We start from the raw sequence: 22296 nt of genomic DNA on the forward strand, positions 1-22296 counted from the left end.
ATGCATATCGATTACCACACGCATCATGAGCGCTGCGGTCATGCCGTGGGCAAGCTTGAGGAGTATGTGCAGCGCGGGATTGCGCTTGGACTTGAGCAACTAGGGTTATCGGACCACTTGCCGCTCATTCATGTCGATCCTGCTAGCTATTACCCTGAGATGGCGATGCCAATGGCTGAACTGCCTCGTTATGTAGAGGAATGTCTGAGTCTGAAGGAACGTTATCGTGGAGCCATAGATCTGCGGGTGGGGCTGGAAGCGGATTATATTGAAGGCTACGAAGATCAAATTCGTGAGATTTTATCTCCTTACCCATGGGATTATCTGATTGGCTCTGTGCATTTTCTTGGGGAATGGGATATTACGGATTATCGACAGGTTCATGGCTGGGAAGGTAAGGATGAACTAGAGGTATATCGTCTTTATTATGATGCTGTAAAGAAGTCGGCGTTATCGGGATTATATGATATTATAGGACATATGGATGTTATTAAACGGTTCGGCTATGGTCCACAGACACCAGAAGGTAAAGCAGAAGTGAGAGCATTGGAACTGGAAACCTTAAAGGTTATAGCAGATAGCGGAGTCGCCATGGAGCTAAATGCTTCAGGACTTTCCAAGCCGTGTGCTGAAATGTTCCCAGCGGAACATCTGCTACAGGAGGCTTTTAAGCTCGGTATACCTCTTACGCTCGGCTCGGATGCACATGACCCTGCTAAGCTTGGTGACGGCTTACAAGAGGCTCGTAGCCTGCTTTGGCACACAGGATTTCGTGAACTGGCTGTATTTGAGGGTCGTCGTCGTACCGCTGTTCCGTTCAAACTATAATTTATAATCCGCAGGAGGGTATTATGCATCATCAACAATTACGTATTTTTTCCGGTTCGTCGAATCCAAAGCTGGCGGCAGATATTGCAGAGCGACTTGGTGTTGAATTGGGGCAGATTAAGCTGACCCGTTTCATGAGCGGCGAGATTTACGTGCATTACGAAGAGAGCATCCGGAACTGCGACGTATTTTTGGTGCAATCCCTATCCCATCCCATTAATGAGATGTTCGTGGAGCTGCTCGTGATGATAGATGCTGCTAAACGGGCATCGGCACGTACAGTTAACATTATTGTGCCGTATTATGGATATGCTCGACAGGAACGTAAGTCTGCACCTCGTGAACCGATTTCGGCTAAGATGGTAGCTGATGTACTTACGACCGCCGGCGCAACCCGTGTAATCACTATCGATTTGCATGCAGCGGCAATTCAAGGATTTTTCAACATTCCGGTCGATCATCTGACTGCTCTCGATTTGATCAGCAGCCATTTGAAGGCAAAGGCTATGTCTGATTTGGTCATTGTCTCTCCAGATGCCGGACGTGCCTCTATGGCTGAGAAGCTGGCGAATAAGCTGGATTCACCTTTTGCCATTATGATCAAGAAGCGTCCAGCCCATAATGAATCTGTAATCACTCATGTCATTGGTGATGTCGAGGGACGTACACCGATTATTATCGAGGACCTGATTGATACAGGGACTACCATTGTGAATGTGGTAGAGGGTCTGAAAGAGAGAGGTGCGAAGGACAGTATCGTCTGTGCAACGCATGGATTGTTCTCAGGGCCTGCGCTGCAGCGGCTTGACCATCCCTCAATTGAGGAAGTGGTCATTACCGACTCTATCGCGCTGCCAGATGATCATTCAAGTCGGTTTAAGGTCTTATCGGTTGCACCGATGCTTGCTCAAGCTACACGTATTATTCTTGAGGGCGGTTCGATCGATAAGCTTTTCAGAGACGCGGGAATTTAATTCCCCGTCTTTTTTATTTTTATTTGAAAAAGTTGTTGTATGTGGAGTGGTAGAGTCTTTCTCAACTTGAGAATCTCACGGTCACATGTGGTATACTGTGTGAAGATAGCCGCACCCATATAGGGAACGGAATAGCGATTAAGTTTGGAGCTCCGGTATACCCCATTGGGCGCCGTCCTCCTATTTTTTCGTTAGTATAAAAGGAAGCTTCTTATAAGGGGGTGCCTTGCTTCCATGATGGAGAGAACTTCAGAGTATGAGGAGAATGGTAATGTTATTCCCGTCACTCTGAATGCCAATTTTTTCTTTGAAAGAGCCGTTCGGTCCTTGGATCGCTTTCAATATGATAAGGCATTAAAGAATTTTCGCAAAGCTGTAGAGTACGAACCGGAGAACCCGGTAAATCATTGCAACGTAGCAGGTGTATTATCAGAAATGGGTAATTATGAGGCGTCAAACGATATTTTGACCCATGTGCTGGAGAATATTGATCCTGGAATGACGGAATGTTATTTCTATATGGCTAACAACTTCGCCAATATGGAAAGCTATGAGGAGGCAGAACGCTCACTCGTTACTTATCTCGAAGAAGATGTGAACGGTGAGTTTCTGGCCGAATCGGAAGAGTTGATGGAACTTCTGCAATATGAACTGGATCGTCCTGCACCGCTTATTCGGATTAGAAGCCGGGAAGGGGTAATAGAGCATGAGCGGGCCCGGGCGCTGTTGGAAGAAGGCAAGTTTACTCAAGCCGTTACTTTGCTTGAAGAGATTGTAAGCAATACGCCAGACTTCTTGGCGGCGCATAACAACCTAGCCCTTGCGTATTTCTATATGGGTCGTTTTACCAAAGCCAAAGAATGTATTATGCGGGTGCTTGAACAGGACTCTGGCAATTTGCACGCACTTTGTAACTTGGCGATCTTTCTGCAGTATGAAGGTGACCGCGGGCAACTGGCAGGATTATTACGTCAGCTAGAGACGACTATTCCTTTTCACCAGGAGCATTTGTTCAAAATGGCCACTACGATGGGAATTCTTGGACGGCATAGAACCGCCTATGGTCATTTTCGTCGCCTGCTGAAGGATGAGGAAGTCGGCGGTGACGCCAGCTTGTATCATTACTGTGCGGCAGCAGCAAGTAATAGTGGACTGTACACAGAAGCTCAACGCTGCTGGCAAAAAGCTACTAAGCTGGATCCGGAATCGGCTGTGCCGAGATTTTTTCTGGCCCAGCTGCAGCAAGCACAGGGAGAAGGCAAAGCGTTATCTCCAATCAGCTACAACTATCAGCTTCCATTTCAAGAGCAGCTGAAGCTGTGGAAAGATAATAAAGGCAGCTTTGCCGAAGAGGTGCGGAACAATCCGCTGCTTCGGTCCTCCTTCTTCTGGGCACTTCGCTACGGAGATGCCAATACGAAGCTTCAGGTGACGGAAGCTCTGCGCTGGATCGAAGATGAAGAAATGTCCGAGATTCTGCAAGGACTTCTGAAGCAACAGCCATTGCAGGAAGAAAAGCTGCAAGAAGCTGCGCTTCTCAGCCTGCAACGACTGATTGGTAGTGTTCCGGAGGAAAATGTGCTTCAGGAAGCCAAAGAAACTTCTACTGCACGTCTGAAGGGATTGCCAGAATGGAGAGATGATTGGCAAAAAGTCATCGACCAGACGGTAAGTATGATGGACCGGAGATTTGATGCCGTTCAGAAAAAAGACGCTGAATTACTTTGGAAGCAATTCGTGAGCAGCATCTATCCAGATGTTCCTTTTATCCGTCACGCGGGGGGCTGGAGTGCTGCCTTAGAATATCTGATCGCAAAAATGCATAACCTTCCAGTTACCTATCGTGAAGTAGCTCTGCGTTACGACGTTTCTGTGTCGATGGTCAGTCGTTATGCTCGGCGTATCGATGATGAATGTAGCTTTCAGGGAAGTGTGAGCGACAGTCTTCCCCCGTTTACTGAAAATATCTAAATTCTTGACGCTTAAACCCTATTGTGAGGAGGCCACTGTTATGTACAAAACGATTGTAATCGGAACAGGCCCGGCCGGGCTTACTGCTGCTATTTATCTGGCACGTGCCAACCTTAACCCACTTGTAATTGAAGGCTTGCAGCCAGGTGGACAACTGACAACGACAACGGAAGTAGAGAACTTTCCAGGTTTTCCTGAAGGGATTCTCGGTCCGGATTTAATGGACAACATGCGGAAGCAGGCTGAACGTTTTGGTGCTGAATTTAAGAATGGTTGGGTGGATTCAGTGGATTTTTCACAGCGTCCATTCAAAGTGACAGTAGATGGTTTGGGTGTATTAGAGGCAGAGTCGGTAATTATTTCTACCGGTGCTTCTGCCAGATATTTAGGAATACCAGGGGAGCAGGAGAATGTGGGCCGTGGGGTCAGCACTTGTGCTACTTGTGACGGCTTCTTTTTCCGGAACAAAAAGATTATCGTGGTCGGTGGAGGAGACTCCGCGATGGAGGAAGCCAGCTTCTTAACAAGATTTGCTTCCAGCGTAACTCTGGTTCATCGTCGTGATGAGCTCAGAGCTTCGAAGATCATGCAGGATCGCGCACGCGATAACAGTAAGGTTGCGTGGGCACTTAACCGTACACCGCTTGAAGTAACTACCGGCGAGTCTGGCGTTAAAGGGCTGACGGTTCGCAACAATGAGACAGGGCAGGAAGAACTCATCGAAGCGGATGGGGTGTTTGTCGCGATCGGACATACGCCGAATACCGGGTTCTTAGGCGGCCAGATTACTACGGATACCAATGGCTACATTGTGGTCACCCCTGGAACGACAGAAACGAACATTCCGGGTGTATTCGCTTGTGGTGACGTGCAGGATACCCGTTACCGTCAAGCGATTTCTGCAGCAGGCACCGGCTGCATGGCAGCAATGGATGCTGAGAAATACTTAGAGGGTTCGATGGTGCATGATTGGAGCGAAAATCTGGGTAGTTAATTTCCCGCTAACTTAAATTGGAATGACTTCTAGCAGGCGATCCTTATCTTACAGGATTGCCTGTTTTTTTATGATAGGAAATAGCGGTATTAAAATAACTGTAACAATGTCCTTCGAAAAAGACTTGCGCATTTTATAAATAAGTTTACAATGTAGATAAATGTTAACGTGAACAATTTTCAACACAACGCTAGGCAAAACATTTATTTTAGATTTAATTAATATTCAATGAATAGTTCAAACATCAAAATGTTTACGTTAAACTGATTGTAACTCCCATTATGATTATAAAGGAGAGCAGCAAACCTCATGAGCAGAAAATTTATGGATGAGAACTTCTTATTGTCCAGTGAGACCGCGATTCAGCTGTTTCATAACTATGCGAAAGACATGCCGATTATCGACTATCACTGCCATCTCAGTCCGAAAGAGATTTATGAGAACAAGACGTTTAACAATATTACCGAGGCTTGGCTGTATGGTGACCATTACAAATGGAGAGTGATGCGGGCAAATGGTGTAGAAGAGAAGTACATTACCGGTGATGGTAGTGACTACGATAAATTTCTGGCCTGGGCAAGAACTGTTCCAAGGATAATCGGTAATCCGCTCTATCATTGGACACATCTGGAGTTACAGCGTTTCTTTGGAGTATATGATTTGCTAAATGAGGTTAATGCTCCGAAGATTTGGGACGAAGTGAACAAGCAACTGCAAGGCGAGGGCTTTGGAGCAAGAGACTTGATCATTAAATCGAAGGTGACCGTTGTATGCACCACCGATGACCCTGTAGATGATCTAGAATATCACGAGAAAATCAGTACTCTAAGTGGATTCGAAGCTAGCATAGTTCCGGGATTCAGACCAGATAAATCACTCGAAATCAACCGTCCTACCTTCAAGGCTTGGGTGGATCAGCTTAGTGAAGTTTCGGGAATAGCGGTTGAGCATTATGGACAGTTTCTTGAAGCGCTGGAGAGCAGGGTGAGATACTTCCATGCTAGAGCGGGCCGTGTATCCGATCATGCTTTGGATGCAGTAATGTTTGAGCCAGCTACCTTGGAGGAAGCTACAGAAATATTCGCCAAAGCAATTCGTGAAGGCACTGTAAGCGAGAGTGAAGAGAAAAAGTACAAAGGGTTCACACTTATATTCCTCGGGAAATTATATAGCGAACTGGATTGGGCGATGCAATTCCATATCCATGCGCTTCGTAATAATAACAGCGTAATGTTCGGGCGTCTCGGTCCGGATACAGGCTATGATGCCATCAATGATGGCATGATTGCTAAACCACTGGCAGGACTGCTTGATGCGCTGGATCGTGTGAACGCACTGCCTAAGACGATTTTGTATTCATTGAATCCGAATGATAATCATGTCATTGCGGGTTTAATGGGCTGCTTCCAAGGGGGAGGTATACCTGGGAAAATTCAATTCGGAACGGCATGGTGGTTCAATGACAATAAGGATGGCATGCTGGAACAGATGAAGACGCTCGCTAATCTAGGGGTACTCAGCCAATTTGTCGGAATGTTAACAGACTCCAGAAGCTTTTTATCGTATACCAGACATGAGTACTTTAGAAGAATTCTATGTGATCTTGTAGGTTCTTGGGTAGAGGCTGGAGAAGTCCCGGATGATATGGAACTGCTGGGCGGTATGATTGAGAACATCTGTTACAATAATGCGGATCAATATTTCAATTTCTCGAAACAGGCATTGGTGACAAGGTAATCGTTATGATATCCTTACATGGAAGAGCCAAACCCGTTTGATAAGGAAGGTTGACCCATGGCACCTACAATCAAGGATATCGCCAAATTGGCGAATGTTTCACATACAACTGTATCAAGAGCACTTAACAACAGTCCACTCATTAAAGAGGTCACACGTAAAAAAATTGCTGAGATTGCCGCGCAAGTGGGTTACGTCCCCAATTACAATGCTAAAAGCCTTGTAATGCAGCGATCATATACCATTGGCTTGTTCTTCACGAGTATTGCCAAGGGCACAACATCCGGTTTCTTCTCTGACACGATCCGTGGTGTGAACAGCGTTATAGATGTTGAATATAATTTGTTCATACGTGGGATCGACGATTATGCAGAGTACTCCTCCATTCATCACAAACGTTTTGACGGAATTATTCTAATGAGCCAAAGTGAAGCAGACAATAAATTTATTTACCATGTGATCCAGCAAGGCATTCCAATCGTTGTGTTGAATCGACAGATCGATGATCGCTCCATTATTAACATCATCTCGAATGACCGGGAAGGCGCTTATCATGCAGGTAAATACCTGATAGAATCCGGCCATCAAGACATTGCGATTATTGAAGGCGTCGAAGGCTTTAAATCCACACAGGAGCGCAGAGATGGTTTTATAAAAGCATTGATAGATTATAACATTCCTGTGCGTAATGACTACATGATCAGTGGTAAGTATGATTTGCAAAGTGGATATGAGGCGATGGGCCAGCTGCTGGATCTGGAAAAAGCGCCGACGGCAGTATTTTGCTCTAATGACGATATGGCGATCGGAGCTATGAAATCTGTGTTTGAACATGGGCTGCAGGTGCCGAATGATGTCTCTATTGTTGGTTTTGATGATATTGGCTTTTCGCTCTTTGCCAATCCTTCGTTGACCACAGTTAAGCGTCCGATTGAGAAAATCAGCGAGCAAGGTGCCCGTAAGCTACTAAGCTTAATCAAAGAGCCATTGGAGAATGAAGGGCTAATCTCGATCGACACGGAGTTTATTGCGAGAGAATCGGTTAAGAACCTGCAAAGATAGTAATGATGCACATACCAGCGACGTAATCCTTTACAATTTGTGAGGGGTTTTCAATTAAAATTTTCACGTGTGCATATTATTTAACATAACATAATATAAATATTGTTTTATATGGTAATTTAACTTTGTTTATCGTGTGCATTATAAATTAGGAGGCATTTGTATGAACAGATTAAATAGTGATAGCTGGAAAGCTTATAAGCAATATCCCGAGAAGGTTCTGCAATTTGGTGAAGGGAATTTCATGCGCGCTTTTGTAGATTGGCAGATTCATACCATGAATCAAAAAACGGATTTTAATGGCGGAGTAGTTGTGGTACAACCGCTGGGCAACGGACTTGCAGAAATGCTAAATGCTCAGGATGGGTTGTATACGCTTTATCTCCAAGGGCTCAAAGATGGGGCAGCGGTAAAAGAACATGAGGTTATCAACTGTATTACGCGAACGCTTAATCCTTTTGCCCAGCATGAGGAGTATATGAAGCTTGCCGAGAATCCAGAGCTGCGCTTTATCGTGTCTAATACCACGGAGGCGGGAATTACTTTTGAAGGGGACGACAAATTAACGGATGCTCCGCAAAGCAGTTTTCCAGGCAAACTGACGGCCTTATTGTATAAACGTTTCGAATTTTTTAATGGGGATGCTTCCAAAGGTTTTATTATCATTCCGTGTGAGCTGATTGACCGAAATGGGGATGAGCTTAAGAAGGTTATTTTGAAATATGCTGAACTGTGGAATCTTGGAGACGGCTTTATTGAATGGCTGAATGAAGCCAATACCTTCTGCTGCAGTCTGGTAGACCGCATTGTTCCCGGATATCCAAGAGACAGCATCGCTGAGATTACTGAAGAACTGGGGTATGAGGATAAGATGGTTGTTGTCGGCGAGCAGTTCCATCTTTGGGTAATTGAAGGGCCGCAGTGGATGAAAGAGGAGTTCCCGGCTGAACTAGCAGGTCTTAATGTGCTCGTGGTAGATGATGTGACCCCTTACCGGACTCGTAAAGTGAGAATTCTAAACGGAGCGCATACCGCGATGACACCCGTAGCGTATTTGTACGGAATTGATACGGTGGCCGAGGCGATTGAGCACGAAGAGGTTGGGGCGTACGTGAAGTCCTTGATCTATGATGAGATCATCCCGACGCTGGATCTGCCGGTAGAAGAATTGAATTCTTTTGCAGACGCGGTATTAGAAAGGTTCCTGAACCCGTATGTGCAGCATTACTTGATGAGCATCTCTCTGAATTCTATTTCGAAATTTAAGACAAGAGATCTACCTTCGTTGCTGCAATATGTAGAGTCCAAAGGACAATTGCCTGAGAAGCTTGTCTTCTCATTAAGTGCATTAATTGCCTTCTATAAAGGACGCAGAGGGGAAGAAGAGATTCAGTTGGCGGATGATGCAGATATTGTGGAATGGTTCGCTTCCTTATGGGGAGGATGGGATGGCACAGATACTGGGTTACGCGCACTGGCTGTCGAGGTATTAGCGGCGACAAATCGCTGGGGCTGTGACCTGAACGAAGTGGCCGGACTTACGGATAAGGTGACAGAAGGGCTCATTGCGATTGAGAGAACAGGTATGAAGCAAGCGCTGCAAGCGTACGTGAAGAGACCTGCGCACAACTAATACACAGGAGGTGGATGACGACATGATTAAGACTATGAAAGAGGTACTGCAGATTAACGAGGCTGATAACGTGGCAGTTGCACTTAAAGACTATCAAGCAGGCGACACCATTGTGATAGGTTCAAAAGAGATTAAAATTACGGAAGATATTGCTAGAGGTCATAAAATTGCACTAACCAGCATTAGCGAAGGTGAGAATGTATTGAAGTATGGCTATCCCATCGGTCATGCTAAAGCGCCTATCGAGCCGGGCCAGTGGGTGCATACCCATAATACGAAGACAAACCTAACAGGGGTTGAGGAATATACTTTTGAGCAGAAGCTGACACCCAATCCTTTTAAAACAGAAAATTTGACCTTTAAGGGGTATCGTCGTTTTGACGGATCAGTAGGTATTCGTAATGAGCTATGGATCGTCCCTACGGTTGGTTGTGTAAATGGAGTGGCGGAGCAGATCATTAATATTTTCAAGGCAGAGGTTGGGGATATCGCTCCATTTGATAATGTACTCGTGCTTAAACATAACTATGGTTGTTCTCAGCTAGGCGATGACCATGACAATACTCGTACAATACTTGCTAACGCGGTTAAGCATCCAAATGCGGGCGCCGTACTTGTTCTCGGACTAGGTTGTGAGAATAACAATTTGCATATTTTTAAAGACATGCTGGGTAGTTACGATGAGGATCGAGTGCGTTTTCTTGTCTCCCAAGAGGTTGGAAACGAGATTGAAGAAGGCGTAAAGCTGCTGAAGGAACTCTACAATAATGTACAGGGTGATCATCGGGAAGAAGTCTCACTCTCTGAGCTGAAGATTGGTCTGAAGTGTGGAGGCTCGGATGGCCTGTCCGGGATTACTGCGAATCCGCTTCTTGGACGTCTGTCTGACTATATGGCTGCCCAAGGCGGCACAACTGTACTCACTGAAGTACCAGAAATGTTTGGCGCCGAAAAAATTCTGATGGAACGTGCGGCAGACGAAGCTATTTTCCACAAAATTGTTGATCTCATCAATGACTTTAAGCAGTATTTCATGGACTATAAACAGCCGGTATATGAAAATCCTTCACCAGGAAATAAAGCCGGAGGAATTACTACGCTTGAGGATAAATCTCTGGGCTGCACTCAAAAATCCGGTAATTCTACGGTAATGGATGTACTCAAGTACGGAGAGCTTATCACTAACAAAGGCTTAAATCTTCTTAACGCGCCGGGCAATGACCTAGTGGCTTCGTCGGCTCTGGCTGCTGCTGGCTGCCAATTGGTGATCTTTACGACCGGGCGGGGAACGCCTTTTGGAACATTCGTGCCTACGATGAAGGTATCTACCAATACCCCATTGTATGAAGGGAAACGTCACTGGATCGATTTTAATGCAGGGGTGTTGGTTGAAGACGGTTCTCCAGATGAGGTCCTGCGCGACTTCATTAACTACATTGTCAATGTAGCTAGTGGAGAATGGGTGAATAACGAGAAGAACAATTTCCGCGAGATTTCCATTTTCAAAACAGGCGTTACGCTATAATGAATGATTTATAACAGATCAGGCTGTCCCTTATGCTTTTTAAGGTAGGGGGCAGTTTTTTTATTTTCATACGAATACATAATCCTCTGTTAAAAGAACGACCATCGCTTTCTTCTTAATTAGTGATTGCAATCACAATCGCTCCATACAGCCTGTGCTAATCTGTTGTTGAGAATAGTTCTCACAAAAAGGAGAAGAGTTGCATGGAAAAAGTCCTGCGTATGGATGAGTCTATCTTCGACATTGTATCCCGGCATCCAGAGGTCATCGAGATTATGGTGGATCTGGGCTTTAAGGATATCGCCAAGCCGGGCATGCTGCAGACCGCTGGACGTTTCATGACCTTATCCAAAGGAATCAAGTTGAAGAAAATAGATCTCGACACTGTGAAGTTAGCCTTTGAACGTCATGGCTTCGAGATTGTGAAATAAAGAGCAAATGATAACCAAACTTCATTAAGGAGAGATCAATAATGAGTGAATTGATAAATAACCGCGAGGTTGATGTACCGGAGCAAACTCGTCGCCAAGCCATGCTCAAGGAGATTATTAAAGAACTGCATGCAGGCAAAAGCGTTGAAGAGGTTAAGGCACGCTTCGAGGAAGCTGTAGGCGATGTTACTGTTGCAGAAATCTCTGCTATGGAGCATTCGTTAATGACCGAAGAAGGGATTCCGGTATCCGAGGTACAGCGGCTTTGTTCGGTGCATACAGCCATTTTCAAAGGTTCTATTGAGGAAATCCACCGCTCCTCGAAGCCTGAAGAACAACCCGGCCACCCAGTCCACACCTTCAAGCTAGAAAACCGTGAGATTGAAAGACTTGTGAACTTCCGCATGGATCTGCACGCAACAAAGTTTCAGAAGAACGATAGTGAGGAACTGATCTTCAAGCTGCTGGAGGATCTTAGCTTGCTGCTGGATCTAGATAAGCACTACAGTCGAAAAGAAAATCTGTTGTTCCCATACCTCGAAAAATACGGCATTTATGGACCAACCAAGGTCATGTGGGGAGTGGATGATCATATCCTCCGTATGATTAAAGAAGCAAAAGCAGCGCTCAGCAGCTACAGCGGAAATGCAACAGATATTGGTGCTCAACTTACGGAGATCATCATGGAAGTTAATGAAATGATTTTTAAGGAAGAAAATATTTTATTGCCTATGTCGCTGGATAAATTGACGGAAGACGAATGGGTCAAAATCGCTCGGGAGAGCGATGAGATCGGATTCTGTCTAACGGCGCCTGAACAGGAGTGGATACCCGAACGTGCCGCAGAGCCGGAAGGTGCAGCATTGCAGGGTGAAGCAGTGGGTGCGGCTCCCCAGGAAGGGTTCATTCGTTTTGAGACAGGGCTGTTATCACTGCATCAGCTCGAAACAGTACTCAATCATCTGCCAGTAGATCTGACATTCATTGATGAGAATGATGTCGTTCGATATTTTTCACACGGGAAGGAACGTATCTTTGCCCGAACTAAGGCAGTTATCGGCCGCACGGTACAGAACTGCCATCCTCCCCAAAGTGTGCATGTGGTAGAGAAGCTTCTGGAGGACTTTAAGGCAGGCATTAAGGACGCTGAAGACTTCTGGATTAACATCAAGGATAAATTCATCTATATCCGTTATTTTGCTGTCCGCGACGATACAGGTCGGTATATGGGCACGCTGGAGTTCACACAGAATATTGCCCCAATTCGTTCACTAGAGGGACAAAAACGCATTTTATCAGAATAGCTGGGTGCTTTGGGTGATTTTCCAGTAATAATATAGGTAGAAGACTCTCTTACTTAGGCGTAAGGGGGTCTTTTTAGAATATAATAGAGTATAGTATTAAAATAAGGAATTCCCGGGTGTGTTGTCTTTCCTTGACCACAGAGGGGGCTTCTATTATAGTTGGTACTTAGGATTAACTATTTTAGTATAAAAAAAGGTGGCTTGTTACATGTCTGAGAATATCTACGTTGGCGTGGATTTGGGTGGAACTGCAATTAAGGTTGGAATCTGCAATGCTGAGGGAACTCTATTGCATACTTATGAGGGACCTACAGGAACTGCAGAAGGTGTCGATACTGTTATCGATAATATCGAGAAGTATGTTCGCCAAATTGTGGAGGATTCCCCGTACTCTTGGGATCAGCTTGCAGGTGTAGGAGCGGGCGTAGCAGGGTTCACAAATATTCGTGAAGGAATCATTATACTTGCGCCTAACATAGGATTTAAAGATGTGCCGATTCGCTCCATTTTGGAAGATCGCTGGAACAAGCCTGTCAAAATAGACAATGATGCGAACGTGGCTGCACTGGGTGAAGCCTGGAGTGGTGCAGGACGCGGGATTGAAAATTGTGTTTGCTATACGCTAGGAACAGGTGTTGGTGGCGGAATTATTATTAACGGAAAGATTTATCAAGGTTTTGCAGGTCTAGCAGGTGAGCTTGGCCATATCACTGTAGTGCCGGATTTGGAAGCCATTCAATGTGGTTGCGGTAATATGGGATGTCTGGAAACCGTTTCCTCCGCTACAGGAATTATTCGTATGGCTAACGATGCAGTAGCTCGTGGTGATCGTACTTCGCTCTCAATGGTAGAGAAGATTGCTGCGAAGGAAGTCTTTGATGCGGCTAAGGCTGGCGATGAAGTAGCGATTCGCATAGTAAACCGTGCAGCATACTACCTGGGTAAATCTATGGCTTCTGTTGCAGCCGTGCTTAACCCTGAGGTCTTCATCATTGGCGGTGGTGTGTCCAAGGCTGGAGATATTCTATTTGATGAAGTTCGTCGTGTGTTTGCTAAGCTCGCACCGGCTCCGCTTCAGACTGGTGTTTCGATTATCCCTGCGGAGCTTGGTAATGATGCAGGTATTGTGGGTGCGGCAGGTCTTCTGCTTCGTTCTTAAAAGATAGGGAGTATTCATATACTAATTTAGGGAGGGGACGCTTTAATGACCGAATTGGACAATACTCCAACGGCTGGAGCCACCCTGATCATTATTACCGGAATGTCAGGTGCGGGTAAGACAATTGCTGTTCAGAGTCTGGAAGACCTAGGGTTCTTCTGTGTCGATAATTTGCCGCCGGTGCTGATCCCTAAGTTTGCAGAACTGATTGAGCAGTCGAAGGGTAAGATCGCCAAGGTAGCGCTTGTGATTGACCTGCGCGGTAGGGAATTCTTCACTGCTTTGTCCGAGTCTCTAGCCTATATCAAAGATGAGTCAACCATTGGCTGTGAAATCTTGTTCTTGGATGCTACGGATTCGGTGCTTGTGCAGCGTTACAAGGAAAGCCGGCGTCATCATCCGCTAGCGCCTAAGGGACTTCCGCTTGATGGTATCAAGCTGGAACGTAAGATGCTTGAGGAATTAAAGAATTCAGCCACATTATGTCTGGATACTAGCAGTATGAAACCAGTGCAGCTCAAGGAGAAGATCGTTTCTCGGTTCTCGCATTTAGGAAAAAGTACACTCTCCGTCAACATTACATCGTTCGGATTTAAGTATGGTATTCCTATTGATGCAGACCTCGTATTCGATGTTCGCTTTTTGCCTAACCCACATTATGTGGATCACCTGCGGCCCAAAACAGGTCAGGACAGCGATGTCTATGACTATGTAATGAAGTGGCCTGAAACACAGGTGTTCCTGACCAAACTGCTCGATATGCTTCATTTCTTAATTCCGCAATATCGTAGGGAAGGTAAATCCCAGATTATTATCGGCATTGGCTGTACCGGCGGGAAACACCGTTCAGTAGCCATTTCTGAATATTTGGGCAAAATGCTGGGCGTCAGCGAAACGGAATCCGTAGCTGTTAGTCATCGGGATTCCGAGCGTGATCGGCACTAATGAGAGAAGGGGTCCATAGTGGCTGAAGAACAAAGACAGCGTCCACGTATCGTCGTTATGGGCGGTGGCACGGGACTATCTGTCATGCTTCGCGGCTTAAAAGAAAAGCCGCTAGATATTACAGCTATAGTTACCGTAGCAGATGACGGAGGAAGCTCGGGCATTTTGCGTAGTGAACTGCAAATGCCGCCTCCTGGGGACATCCGCAACGTATTAACAGCTATGGCTGATGTAGAGCCGCTCATGGCGGATATTATGAGATATCGTTTTAACACTGGCGAAGGATTGGCGGGCCATAGTCTTGGTAATTTAATTCTTGCCGCGCTTACAGATATATCTGGCGATTTTGTCACAGCTGTTCGTGAGCTTAGCCGATTATTTGCTGTTCGCGGACGGGTATTACCCGCTGCGGGAGATGCCGTAGTATTGCGTGCAGAAATGTCGGACGGCACGATTATCACGGGGGAATCTAAAATACCGGAAGCAGGCGGGATCATTAAACGGGTTTCTTTGGAGCCTGCTGATGTGGAACCGTTGCCTGAAGCGCTTGAAGCGATTCGAAATGCAGATGCAATTCTTTTGGGTCCAGGGAGTCTATATACGAGCATTCTTCCGAACCTACTTGTTCCGAAGCTAGCAGAAGCGGTTGTATCTTCTGATGCAATCAAAATTTTTGTCTGCAATGTAATGACTCAGCCTGGCGAAACGGATAATTATACTGTAAATGACCATCTACAAGCCGTTTATGATCATATTGGAATTCATTTATTTGATTATATTATTGTGAATGACGGTGAAATTCCAGAGCAGGTGCAGTCGAAGTATGCTGAGAAGGGTGCGCGTCCGGTACAGCTCGATAAGGATGTACTAGAAGGCAGTGCATATAAAGTTATAGCGGATAAGCTAGTGTTATTCCGAACTTATTTAAGGCATGATACCGATAAGCTTAGTCATCATATCTATCAGCTTGTGCAAGATTGGATAAACAGAAACCCTAGGGTATAACTTAAAATATAAGAGAGTATAAGTTTACACCTATACTTTATGTTTTATATTTCTCGCTTAAACGCTTACCGTCCTTACAAGGACACCGAAGGCTTTTATGCTTGTATATATGAATGACGTACTTATTTCAGAAAGAGGTGAGACCCTTGTCTTTTGCGGCCCTTACCAAAAAAGAGCTGACGATGGTGGAGAGTGAGCCCTGTTGTGAGAAGGCGGAAATGTCAGCACTTATCCGTATGAATGGATCTGTGCAGCTTTCAAGCAAAAAGGTGATTCTCGACATTTCGACGGAGAACGCCGCGATTGCAAGGCGGGTATATTCTTTGCTTAAGAAATATTACCAGGTCCATATTGAGCTACTCGTGCGTAAAAAAATGCGTTTGAAGAAAAATAACGTGTATATCGTTAGAATCCCCAGCCGCGTACAGGAGATCTTAAATGATCTCAGAATTGTGTCCGAAGGATTTATTTTTACCGACGGTATTGATAAAGAGATTGTTGGGAATAACTGCTGTAAGCGTGCTTATTTGCGGGGTGCTTTTTTGGCGGGCGGATCGGTTAATAATCCGGAGGGTTCCTCTTACCATTTGGAGATTTCCTCGATGTATGAGGAGCACTGTAAAGCGCTAGTTGATCTGGCTGGTGAATTTCACCTAAACGCACGCTGCATTGAACGTAAAAAAGGGTTCATTCTATACATTAAAGAAGGCGAGAAGATTATCGAATTCTTAAGTCTGATCGGGGCGCATCAAGCGTTGTTCAAATTTGAGGATGTAAGAATTATGCGTGATATGCGTAATTCCGTGAATCGGATCGTGAACTGCGAGACCGCGAATCTCAATAAAACGATAAGTGCCGCGGTGCGGCAGATTGAGAATATCAAATTGCTGCAGCGGGAAGTGGGGCTGGAGAGCTTGCCGGATAAACTGCGGGAAGTTGCAGAAATCCGAATGGCACATCCAGATATCAACCTTAAAGAGGTTGGTGAAATGCTGAAAGGTACGGTTAGTAAGTCCGGAGTAAATCATCGACTTCGTAAGATTGATGAACTGGCGGACAAGGTTCGAGGCGGCTAGTCACTTTTTTTCTAGTGTGGTTTACGTTATAATGATATAATAATATAAAATTAATGTGAAATTTTTGGGGAGAACTCAATTAGGGGGTAAGCGTTTCATGACAAAGCACCCGGTAGTTGTTCGGTTGAAGACAGGGCTACACGCTCGACCGGCAGCATTGTTTGTGCAAGAAGCTAACAAGTTTTCGTCGGAGATTTTCGTGGAAAAAGACGATAAAAAAGTAAACGCCAAAAGTATTATGGGTATTATGAGCCTAGCGATCAGTTCCGGCACGGAGATCTATATCAGCGCGGATGGTGCAGACGCCGATCAAGCTGTAAACGCTTTGACGAGTCTCGTCAGCAAAGAAGAGCTTGAGAACCAATAATCTTTTGACATGACTTTTTATTGCATGACTAAAAAGCCCCTAGGGGCTTTTTTTAATACCAAAAAATAGATTTAAGATGTGCAACATTTACCAGAATGACTCGTCTAGAGGATAATAACAAATCACAAAAGATGAAAGGGGCTGGCAAATATGAAAGGTTTGGTAAAGAAGATTGGTTCAGTGTTGATTGTAGGGAGTTTGTTAATTGGAGGAATTGGTATGAGTGGTGTCTCCCAGGGTCCTACAAAGGCTTACGCAGATGAAGTGCAGAAAAATGTTGTTAGTGTAGTAGGTAAAGGCGAATTGTCCATCAAGCCGGATATTGTATACTTGTCCATCGGAGTAGATACTACGGCGTCAACTGCGCAAGAAGCGCAAAAAACAAATGCTGCTAAAATCCAAAAGATCACTACCCTACTGAAAGGGACTTGGAAAATCGCAGATAAAGATATTCAAAGCACCCAATTCTATGTGCAACCCAACTATAGTTATAGCGAAAAAGAAGGACAGCAAGTAAAAGGATACAACGCGAATCATACGCTGTTAGTGTCTTATAGAGATCTGACTAAGGTTGGTGAATTGCTTGACGCTGCATCTGCAGCAGGGGCAAACAATCTCGGAAATGCACGTTTTTCTGTGGAAGATACTTCTGCCTTTGAAGCTCAGGTGATTGAAAAGGCGATGGCGAACGCAGATGTTAAGGCAGGAGCTATTGCTAAGGCAGCTAAACGTAGCTTAGGCCAAGTGCTCACGGTTAGTCAAAATGATGGCGATATTACTCCAGTATATTTTGAACAAAATCTAAAAATGGATATGGCTGCAGCAGATGCTGGTGCAAGCACATCCGTACAACCGGGAGTAGTTAAAGTTACAACACAACTAAGCGTTATGTATGAATTGAAATAGTAGCCTACAAGATGAATACAGAGAGAAGAGGTAATCTTCCGCTTAATAGTGGGGGATGCCTCTTTTTTGTGTAAGCTCTCTGGGATTATGTTTAATTAATTGGAAAGGAGAGGGAAAACAAGATGATGAATATCTCAAAAGAAATCGTACGCAAATGGGGCATAGGTTTGATGTCGGCGGGGTTATTGCTTGGTGGAGGATTACTGCCTAGTGATACGGGTTATGCAGCGTCTGATCAGGCGAAGAGCAAGGCTAATGCTTCAAGTATAGTATTAAAGGCGAACGGGGTGATTTCGCAGCAGACAGGTATTGTGCAGGAAGGGAAGGTCTGGATCCCAATTACCTTTATGCGTGATGTGCTGGGATTACCTCTCACTTATGATAAAGAAGAAAATGCATACACGATTGGAAAAGGGACGGCTAAAGCCAAGTTAACGCTATCTAGTTTTGGTACTTCTATCTGGGTGAACAACTATTACATTCGGGAATATGAAGGAAAGCTAATAAACAATCGTCTCTATGTTCCATCCGGTCTCTTAAATGATTATTTGGGCTATAAAGTGGATTGGACTCTAGGCTCTAGTAAGCTGAACGTGATGAACAGACCACAGAACGCATTGACAGTAACCACTGAGACCTATGCTAAAGATCGAAAAGAGGCTTTAATCCAGCTTGATTATCCGAAAATTAGTGGACTGAGTCAATCCGCTGCGCAAAAGGCCATGAACGATACCTTGAAAGAAAGTGCCATGAGATTCGCCGCAGGGGCAGAGCAGGATATCTCCAATCGTTCTGGGTCAGAGCCCAAGTATACTTATGATATAGATTATGTAGTGACCTACAATCAGAATGGTGTGATTAGTTTGCTGATGTCACAGTATAGCGATACGGGCGGGGCTCATGGCATGACCAACCGGGAGGCGTTTACCTTTTCGCTCAAGGATGGCAAACGTCTATTGCTGGGCGATCTTTTTGGTGCTAACCCAAACTACAAAAAAACGTTAAATGCTAAGTTGAACAAGCTGGTAAAAGCGGAGGAAAGTTATTTGGGAGGATTCAACGGATTGAATACGGAAAAGTATTTTTATCTGAAGGATGATCAGGTCGTTCTGTTCTTCCAATTGTACGAATACACAGCATATGCTGCGGGGTTCCCCGAATACCCCTTTACTTTCAAAGAACTGTTGCCGGAAGGCGGTAGCCCATTTGCTGCTGTAAAATAAATAGAGAATTCGTAACCGCTAGTGCCACCACTGGACATCTCCCCCTTACCAGAATCACCTCGAATTCATATGCTAAATGGAGTAACTAGTTTATGAACGGGGGAGAGCTATGAGCTATCAATACACTGCAATTGGCGATTCCTTGACGACTGGATTTGGCGCTCTGCCAGGTAACGGTTTTGTACCGGTGTACCGTAGAATGGCGGAAGGGAGACTGCGTTCTAATGTAGCCTCTACGAATTTGGGCGTGAATGGATTGACTACTTCTGAACTGGAACAGCGGCTACGGGGGAGTGCAATGACTCGCGAAGCCATTCGAGCAGCCGACATTATCACGCTATCCATCGGTGGCAACGATTTAATTCATGCTGCAAAGGCTGCAGCTAGACAACCTGGGAATTTATCTAAAGAGCTGGGAAGATCACTGCAGGAATGCAAACAAAATTTCGCTGTCATTATGAGTATTCTCTTCCAATTGAAAGCGGGGGCACGTAGACCTTATATCATTCGAATTGTGGGATTGTATAATCCCTATCCTCAGGTAGTAGGCGCTACAGAGTGGGTGAAGCAGTTTAACCGCTATGCATCGCAGTATAGTAGCCGAGTAGTTGGATTTGCTTCTATTTATGGTGAGTTTGCAGGAAATGAGAGAGGCCTTTTATCGTTTGACCACTTACATCCTAATGGCCGAGGCTACCGTGTGATTGCTGAGAAACTCAATGCGCTTGGTTATGGTGGTTTGATTTAATTGAGATTCATTTGTAATGGGGGTCTGAAAAGCAAAGAGGCTGTGCACTAACCATCAAGTGGATAGTGTACAGCCTCTTTGTGTTGTTTTATAGCTTACACACCGCTAGGCAGTGTTTTCTCGATGACTTTATCAACGATACCGTAAGCTGCCGCGTCTGCAGCAGTCATGAAGTAATCACGATCTGTATCCTTCTCAATACGTTCCAGGGGTTGACCCGTACGTTCTGCAAGAATGCGATTCAGCTTATCGCGCAATTTGAGGATACGGCGAGCACGGATTTCGATATCCGTTGCTTGACCTTGAGCACCACCCAGAGGTTGGTGAATCATGATCTCACTGTTAGGAAGTGCGAAGCGTTTGCCTTTAGCACCAGCGTTAAGCAGGAAAGCTCCCATGGAAGCTGCCATACCGACACAGATGGTGGAAACGTCTGGCTTAATGTACTGCATTGTATCAAAAATAGCCATACCTGCAGTAATGGAACCACCAGGGCTATTCACATAAAGGTGAATGTCCTTCTCAGGATCTTCGGCAGCCAAGAACAGCATTTGTGCGATGATAGAATTGGCTACCACGTCATTAACCTCCGTTCCAAGGAAAATGATGCGGTCCTTCAGCAGGCGGGAATAGATGTCATAAGCGCGCTCACCGCGGTTGCTCTGTTCTACTACCATAGGAATATAACTCACGTGGAAAACCTCCTTGATATTGGTTCTTCAAATGTATTCATTTTTACTCTTGCCGTATTACCCACATGATAAACAAATTCAAACAAAAAGTCAAAGAAAGTCAAACTTATATTCAAAAAAAAGAGCCGACATGCGGCTCTTTGGTTAAGTAGTAGTATAGGCACTACTAAATTATGTACAAAAGTGAAATTAATGGCGCGCCCGCCAAGAATCGAACTTGGATCTCAGGCTTCGGAGGCCTACGTCATATCCATTGGACCACGGGCGCAACAAAAATGATTATAATATAATTCCTGAGCAATTGCAATGAATTTAATAATACAGAGCAGGACACTATGCTTTTTCTTAAAGGTAGACAAGCTTATATTCGTTTTCACTCAGAGATAGAATCTGGATAGTTAATGACAGGTTTTAGGTGCTTTAACTCTTTCCCAATCTTATAAATGTATAAGAAGACAAGCGCTTGAGAATTCTACTCTCGGAAGACTTGCACTTCGAGCAATATTTGGTTAGAATATGAGTGGGACTTAAAAAGTTTACCCGGGACATTTTGAGACCATGAACAAGGGAATAGAGGAAGACGAAGTTGCAGGAGTGAAAGCATGCGTAATTTATTAGATATCCAAAAGCAGCTTCTGCCTGATCTCATGGAAACCCTTAAGAGACGGTACACGATTCTTCATCAGATCATGCTGTCCGATATCATTGGACGCAGAACGCTTGCCGCTTCGCTTGATATGACTGAGCGGGTACTGCGTGCCGAGACGGATCTTCTGAAATCGCAAGGGCTCATTGAGATCGAGAGCGTTGGTATGCGCATTAGCGCTGCTGGGCGCAGACTGCTTGATTTGCTAGAGCCGGTCGTTAAGAGCCTGTTTGGTCTGGATGAGCTGGAAGAGAAAATTCGGGCAACATACGGTCTGGATAAAGTCATTGTGGTGCCGGGTGATTGTGAGTCATCACCATTCACCAAACGTGAGCTTGGCCGCGCAGGTGCAAAAGCGCTGCTCAGTGTCCTCCGTACAGATGATATTGTTGCTGTCACAGGTGGATCAACGCTTGCCGATATGGCTGATCAACTGACACCGCCGTTATCCCTTTCCTATAAGAACGCCTGGTTTGTTCCAGCGCGTGGCGGATTAGGAGAGAGTATGGAGATTCAAGCCAATACGATTGCCTCTACAATGGCAAAACGGGTTGGAGCGAATTACCGGTTGCTGCATGTCCCTGATTTACTTAGTGGGGATGCCTATCAGTCATTAGCACTTGATTCTAATATTGGAGAGATTGTACAAATCATCCGCAGTTCGCGTATTATTGTACATGGGATTGGGGATGCCATTGAAATGACTCGCCGCCGCAAGCTGGATGAGGCTACTGTCTCAGAAATCCAGGGTGAGGGAGCAGTGGCAGAATCCTTTGGATATTATTTTAATGAAGATGGTCAGGTTGTGCATACGATGCTTACGATGGGATTACGTCTAGAAGATATTGTTCGGACGGAAACTGTCATCGGTATTGCCGGAGGCAAGCCAAAGGCCAAAGCTATTCATGCCATGCTGCGTTTCGGGCAGGAGAATATTCTCGTCACGGACGAGGCTGCTGCTGTGGAAATAGGCAAGGAGATTGACAATCAGTTACAGATATCGTCGTAACTTACTAGAACATATATCTTGCATTATACTTAACATTGTTGTCATGACAGGCTTCACGGTC

General features: G+C 45.1%; 20 protein-coding genes and 1 tRNA gene. 19 read left to right on the forward strand and 2 right to left on the reverse strand.

Annotated features, from left to right (window positions below):
• The 18 genes from hisJ to M2444_RS11960 all read left to right on the forward strand — a co-directional run bounded on the left by hisJ (position 1) and on the right by M2444_RS11960 (position 19888).
• Positions 1-828: a histidinol-phosphatase HisJ gene (hisJ, locus tag M2444_RS11875; RefSeq protein ID WP_094877720.1), complete on the forward strand. Its 828-nt coding sequence runs from the start codon at positions 1-3 to the stop codon at positions 826-828.
• Positions 829-851: 23 nt separating this feature from the next.
• A complete protein-coding gene (locus M2444_RS11880) occupies positions 852-1802 on the forward strand; it encodes a ribose-phosphate diphosphokinase (RefSeq protein WP_094873173.1) in 951 nt (316 codons plus the stop codon).
• Between the two features lie 234 nt (positions 1803-2036).
• Complete coding sequence (locus M2444_RS11885; RefSeq protein ID WP_280787067.1) at positions 2037-3773, forward strand: tetratricopeptide repeat protein; 1737 nt, start codon at positions 2037-2039, stop codon at positions 3771-3773.
• A 40-nt stretch (positions 3774-3813) separates the two neighbouring features.
• A complete protein-coding gene (trxB, locus tag M2444_RS11890) occupies positions 3814-4767 on the forward strand; it encodes a thioredoxin-disulfide reductase (protein WP_094873176.1) in 954 nt (317 codons plus the stop codon).
• 309 nt (positions 4768-5076) lie between these two features.
• On the forward strand, positions 5077-6504 hold the full coding sequence (uxaC, locus tag M2444_RS11895; protein ID WP_280787068.1) for a glucuronate isomerase: 1428 nt from the start codon (positions 5077-5079) through the stop codon (positions 6502-6504).
• 57 nt (positions 6505-6561) lie between these two features.
• Positions 6562-7566, forward strand: coding sequence for a LacI family DNA-binding transcriptional regulator (locus tag M2444_RS11900; protein WP_094873178.1), 1005 nt, complete (start codon positions 6562-6564; stop codon positions 7564-7566).
• Between the two features lie 163 nt (positions 7567-7729).
• The gene (locus M2444_RS11905) at positions 7730-9199 is read left to right on the forward strand and encodes a tagaturonate reductase (protein ID WP_280787069.1); all 1470 of its coding nucleotides are present in this window, start codon (positions 7730-7732) and stop codon (positions 9197-9199) included.
• 34 nt (positions 9200-9233) lie between these two features.
• Complete coding sequence (locus M2444_RS11910) at positions 9234-10724, forward strand: UxaA family hydrolase (RefSeq protein ID WP_280787199.1); 1491 nt, start codon at positions 9234-9236, stop codon at positions 10722-10724.
• 203 nt (positions 10725-10927) lie between these two features.
• On the forward strand, positions 10928-11155 hold the full coding sequence (locus M2444_RS11915) for a DUF1858 domain-containing protein (protein ID WP_094877725.1): 228 nt from the start codon (positions 10928-10930) through the stop codon (positions 11153-11155).
• Between the two features lie 41 nt (positions 11156-11196).
• Entirely contained in the window at positions 11197-12459 is a 1263-nt protein-coding gene (locus M2444_RS11920) for a DUF438 domain-containing protein (RefSeq protein ID WP_280787070.1), read from the forward strand.
• 208 nt (positions 12460-12667) lie between these two features.
• Complete coding sequence (locus tag M2444_RS11925) at positions 12668-13618, forward strand: ROK family glucokinase (protein WP_042184026.1); 951 nt, start codon at positions 12668-12670, stop codon at positions 13616-13618.
• A 45-nt stretch (positions 13619-13663) separates the two neighbouring features.
• Entirely contained in the window at positions 13664-14563 is a 900-nt protein-coding gene (gene rapZ, locus M2444_RS11930) for an RNase adapter RapZ (protein WP_042123306.1), read from the forward strand.
• A 57-nt stretch (positions 14564-14620) separates the two neighbouring features.
• Positions 14621-15568: a gluconeogenesis factor YvcK family protein gene (locus tag M2444_RS11935; protein WP_179085868.1), complete on the forward strand. Its 948-nt coding sequence runs from the start codon at positions 14621-14623 to the stop codon at positions 15566-15568.
• A 146-nt stretch (positions 15569-15714) separates the two neighbouring features.
• A complete protein-coding gene (whiA, locus tag M2444_RS11940) occupies positions 15715-16644 on the forward strand; it encodes a DNA-binding protein WhiA (protein WP_042123310.1) in 930 nt (309 codons plus the stop codon).
• 97 nt (positions 16645-16741) lie between these two features.
• The gene (locus M2444_RS11945) at positions 16742-17011 is read left to right on the forward strand and encodes an HPr family phosphocarrier protein (protein ID WP_036687106.1); all 270 of its coding nucleotides are present in this window, start codon (positions 16742-16744) and stop codon (positions 17009-17011) included.
• Between the two features lie 150 nt (positions 17012-17161).
• A complete protein-coding gene (locus M2444_RS11950) occupies positions 17162-17917 on the forward strand; it encodes an SIMPL domain-containing protein (RefSeq protein WP_094873184.1) in 756 nt (251 codons plus the stop codon).
• Between the two features lie 122 nt (positions 17918-18039).
• Positions 18040-19140, forward strand: a complete 1101-nt coding sequence (locus M2444_RS11955) for a PdaC/SigV domain-containing protein (RefSeq protein WP_280787071.1) — start codon at positions 18040-18042, stop codon at positions 19138-19140.
• A gap of 109 nt (positions 19141-19249) precedes the next feature.
• A complete protein-coding gene (locus M2444_RS11960; protein WP_280787072.1) occupies positions 19250-19888 on the forward strand; it encodes a GDSL-type esterase/lipase family protein in 639 nt (212 codons plus the stop codon).
• A 95-nt stretch (positions 19889-19983) separates the two neighbouring features.
• Here M2444_RS11960 and clpP read toward each other — a convergent pair whose 3' ends face one another.
• Together clpP and M2444_RS11970 are read right to left on the reverse strand one after the other, a co-directional pair.
• Positions 19984-20580: an ATP-dependent Clp endopeptidase proteolytic subunit ClpP gene (gene clpP / locus M2444_RS11965; RefSeq protein ID WP_042184034.1), complete on the reverse strand. Its 597-nt coding sequence runs from the start codon at positions 20578-20580 to the stop codon at positions 19984-19986.
• Positions 20581-20773: 193 nt separating this feature from the next.
• Positions 20774-20848, reverse strand: a tRNA-Arg gene (locus tag M2444_RS11970).
• Positions 20849-21182: 334 nt separating this feature from the next.
• Here M2444_RS11970 and M2444_RS11975 point away from each other — a divergent pair.
• Positions 21183-22235: a sugar-binding transcriptional regulator gene (locus M2444_RS11975; RefSeq protein ID WP_042123320.1), complete on the forward strand. Its 1053-nt coding sequence runs from the start codon at positions 21183-21185 to the stop codon at positions 22233-22235.
• Positions 22236-22296: the final 61 nt, after the last annotated feature.

This window comes from Paenibacillus sp. PastF-3 (genome assembly GCF_029893135.1).
In the GTDB taxonomy this organism is placed as follows: domain Bacteria; phylum Bacillota; class Bacilli; order Paenibacillales; family Paenibacillaceae; genus Paenibacillus_AQ; species Paenibacillus_AQ nitricinens.

What these genes read in the sequence shown, in the direction of transcription:
- hisJ (WP_094877720.1), top strand. Translation starts at nt 1, where the DNA reads ATGCATATCGATTACCACACGCATCATGAGCGCTGCGGTCATGCCGTG.
- M2444_RS11880 (WP_094873173.1), top strand. Translation starts at nt 852, where the DNA reads ATGCATCATCAACAATTACGTATTTTTTCCGGTTCGTCGAATCCAAAG.
- M2444_RS11885 (WP_280787067.1), top strand. Translation starts at nt 2,037, where the DNA reads ATGATGGAGAGAACTTCAGAGTATGAGGAGAATGGTAATGTTATTCCC.
- trxB (WP_094873176.1), top strand. Translation starts at nt 3,814, where the DNA reads ATGTACAAAACGATTGTAATCGGAACAGGCCCGGCCGGGCTTACTGCT.
- uxaC (WP_280787068.1), top strand. Translation starts at nt 5,077, where the DNA reads ATGAGCAGAAAATTTATGGATGAGAACTTCTTATTGTCCAGTGAGACC.
- M2444_RS11900 (WP_094873178.1), top strand. Translation starts at nt 6,562, where the DNA reads ATGGCACCTACAATCAAGGATATCGCCAAATTGGCGAATGTTTCACAT.
- M2444_RS11905 (WP_280787069.1), top strand. Translation starts at nt 7,730, where the DNA reads ATGAACAGATTAAATAGTGATAGCTGGAAAGCTTATAAGCAATATCCC.
- M2444_RS11910 (WP_280787199.1), top strand. Translation starts at nt 9,234, where the DNA reads ATGAAAGAGGTACTGCAGATTAACGAGGCTGATAACGTGGCAGTTGCA.
- M2444_RS11915 (WP_094877725.1), top strand. Translation starts at nt 10,928, where the DNA reads ATGGAAAAAGTCCTGCGTATGGATGAGTCTATCTTCGACATTGTATCC.
- M2444_RS11920 (WP_280787070.1), top strand. Translation starts at nt 11,197, where the DNA reads ATGAGTGAATTGATAAATAACCGCGAGGTTGATGTACCGGAGCAAACT.
- M2444_RS11925 (WP_042184026.1), top strand. Translation starts at nt 12,668, where the DNA reads ATGTCTGAGAATATCTACGTTGGCGTGGATTTGGGTGGAACTGCAATT.
- rapZ (WP_042123306.1), top strand. Translation starts at nt 13,664, where the DNA reads ATGACCGAATTGGACAATACTCCAACGGCTGGAGCCACCCTGATCATT.
- M2444_RS11935 (WP_179085868.1), top strand. Translation starts at nt 14,621, where the DNA reads ATGGGCGGTGGCACGGGACTATCTGTCATGCTTCGCGGCTTAAAAGAA.
- M2444_RS11945 (WP_036687106.1), top strand. Translation starts at nt 16,742, where the DNA reads ATGACAAAGCACCCGGTAGTTGTTCGGTTGAAGACAGGGCTACACGCT.
- M2444_RS11950 (WP_094873184.1), top strand. Translation starts at nt 17,162, where the DNA reads ATGAAAGGTTTGGTAAAGAAGATTGGTTCAGTGTTGATTGTAGGGAGT.
- M2444_RS11955 (WP_280787071.1), top strand. Translation starts at nt 18,040, where the DNA reads ATGATGAATATCTCAAAAGAAATCGTACGCAAATGGGGCATAGGTTTG.
- M2444_RS11960 (WP_280787072.1), top strand. Translation starts at nt 19,250, where the DNA reads ATGAGCTATCAATACACTGCAATTGGCGATTCCTTGACGACTGGATTT.
- M2444_RS11975 (WP_042123320.1), top strand. Translation starts at nt 21,183, where the DNA reads ATGCGTAATTTATTAGATATCCAAAAGCAGCTTCTGCCTGATCTCATG.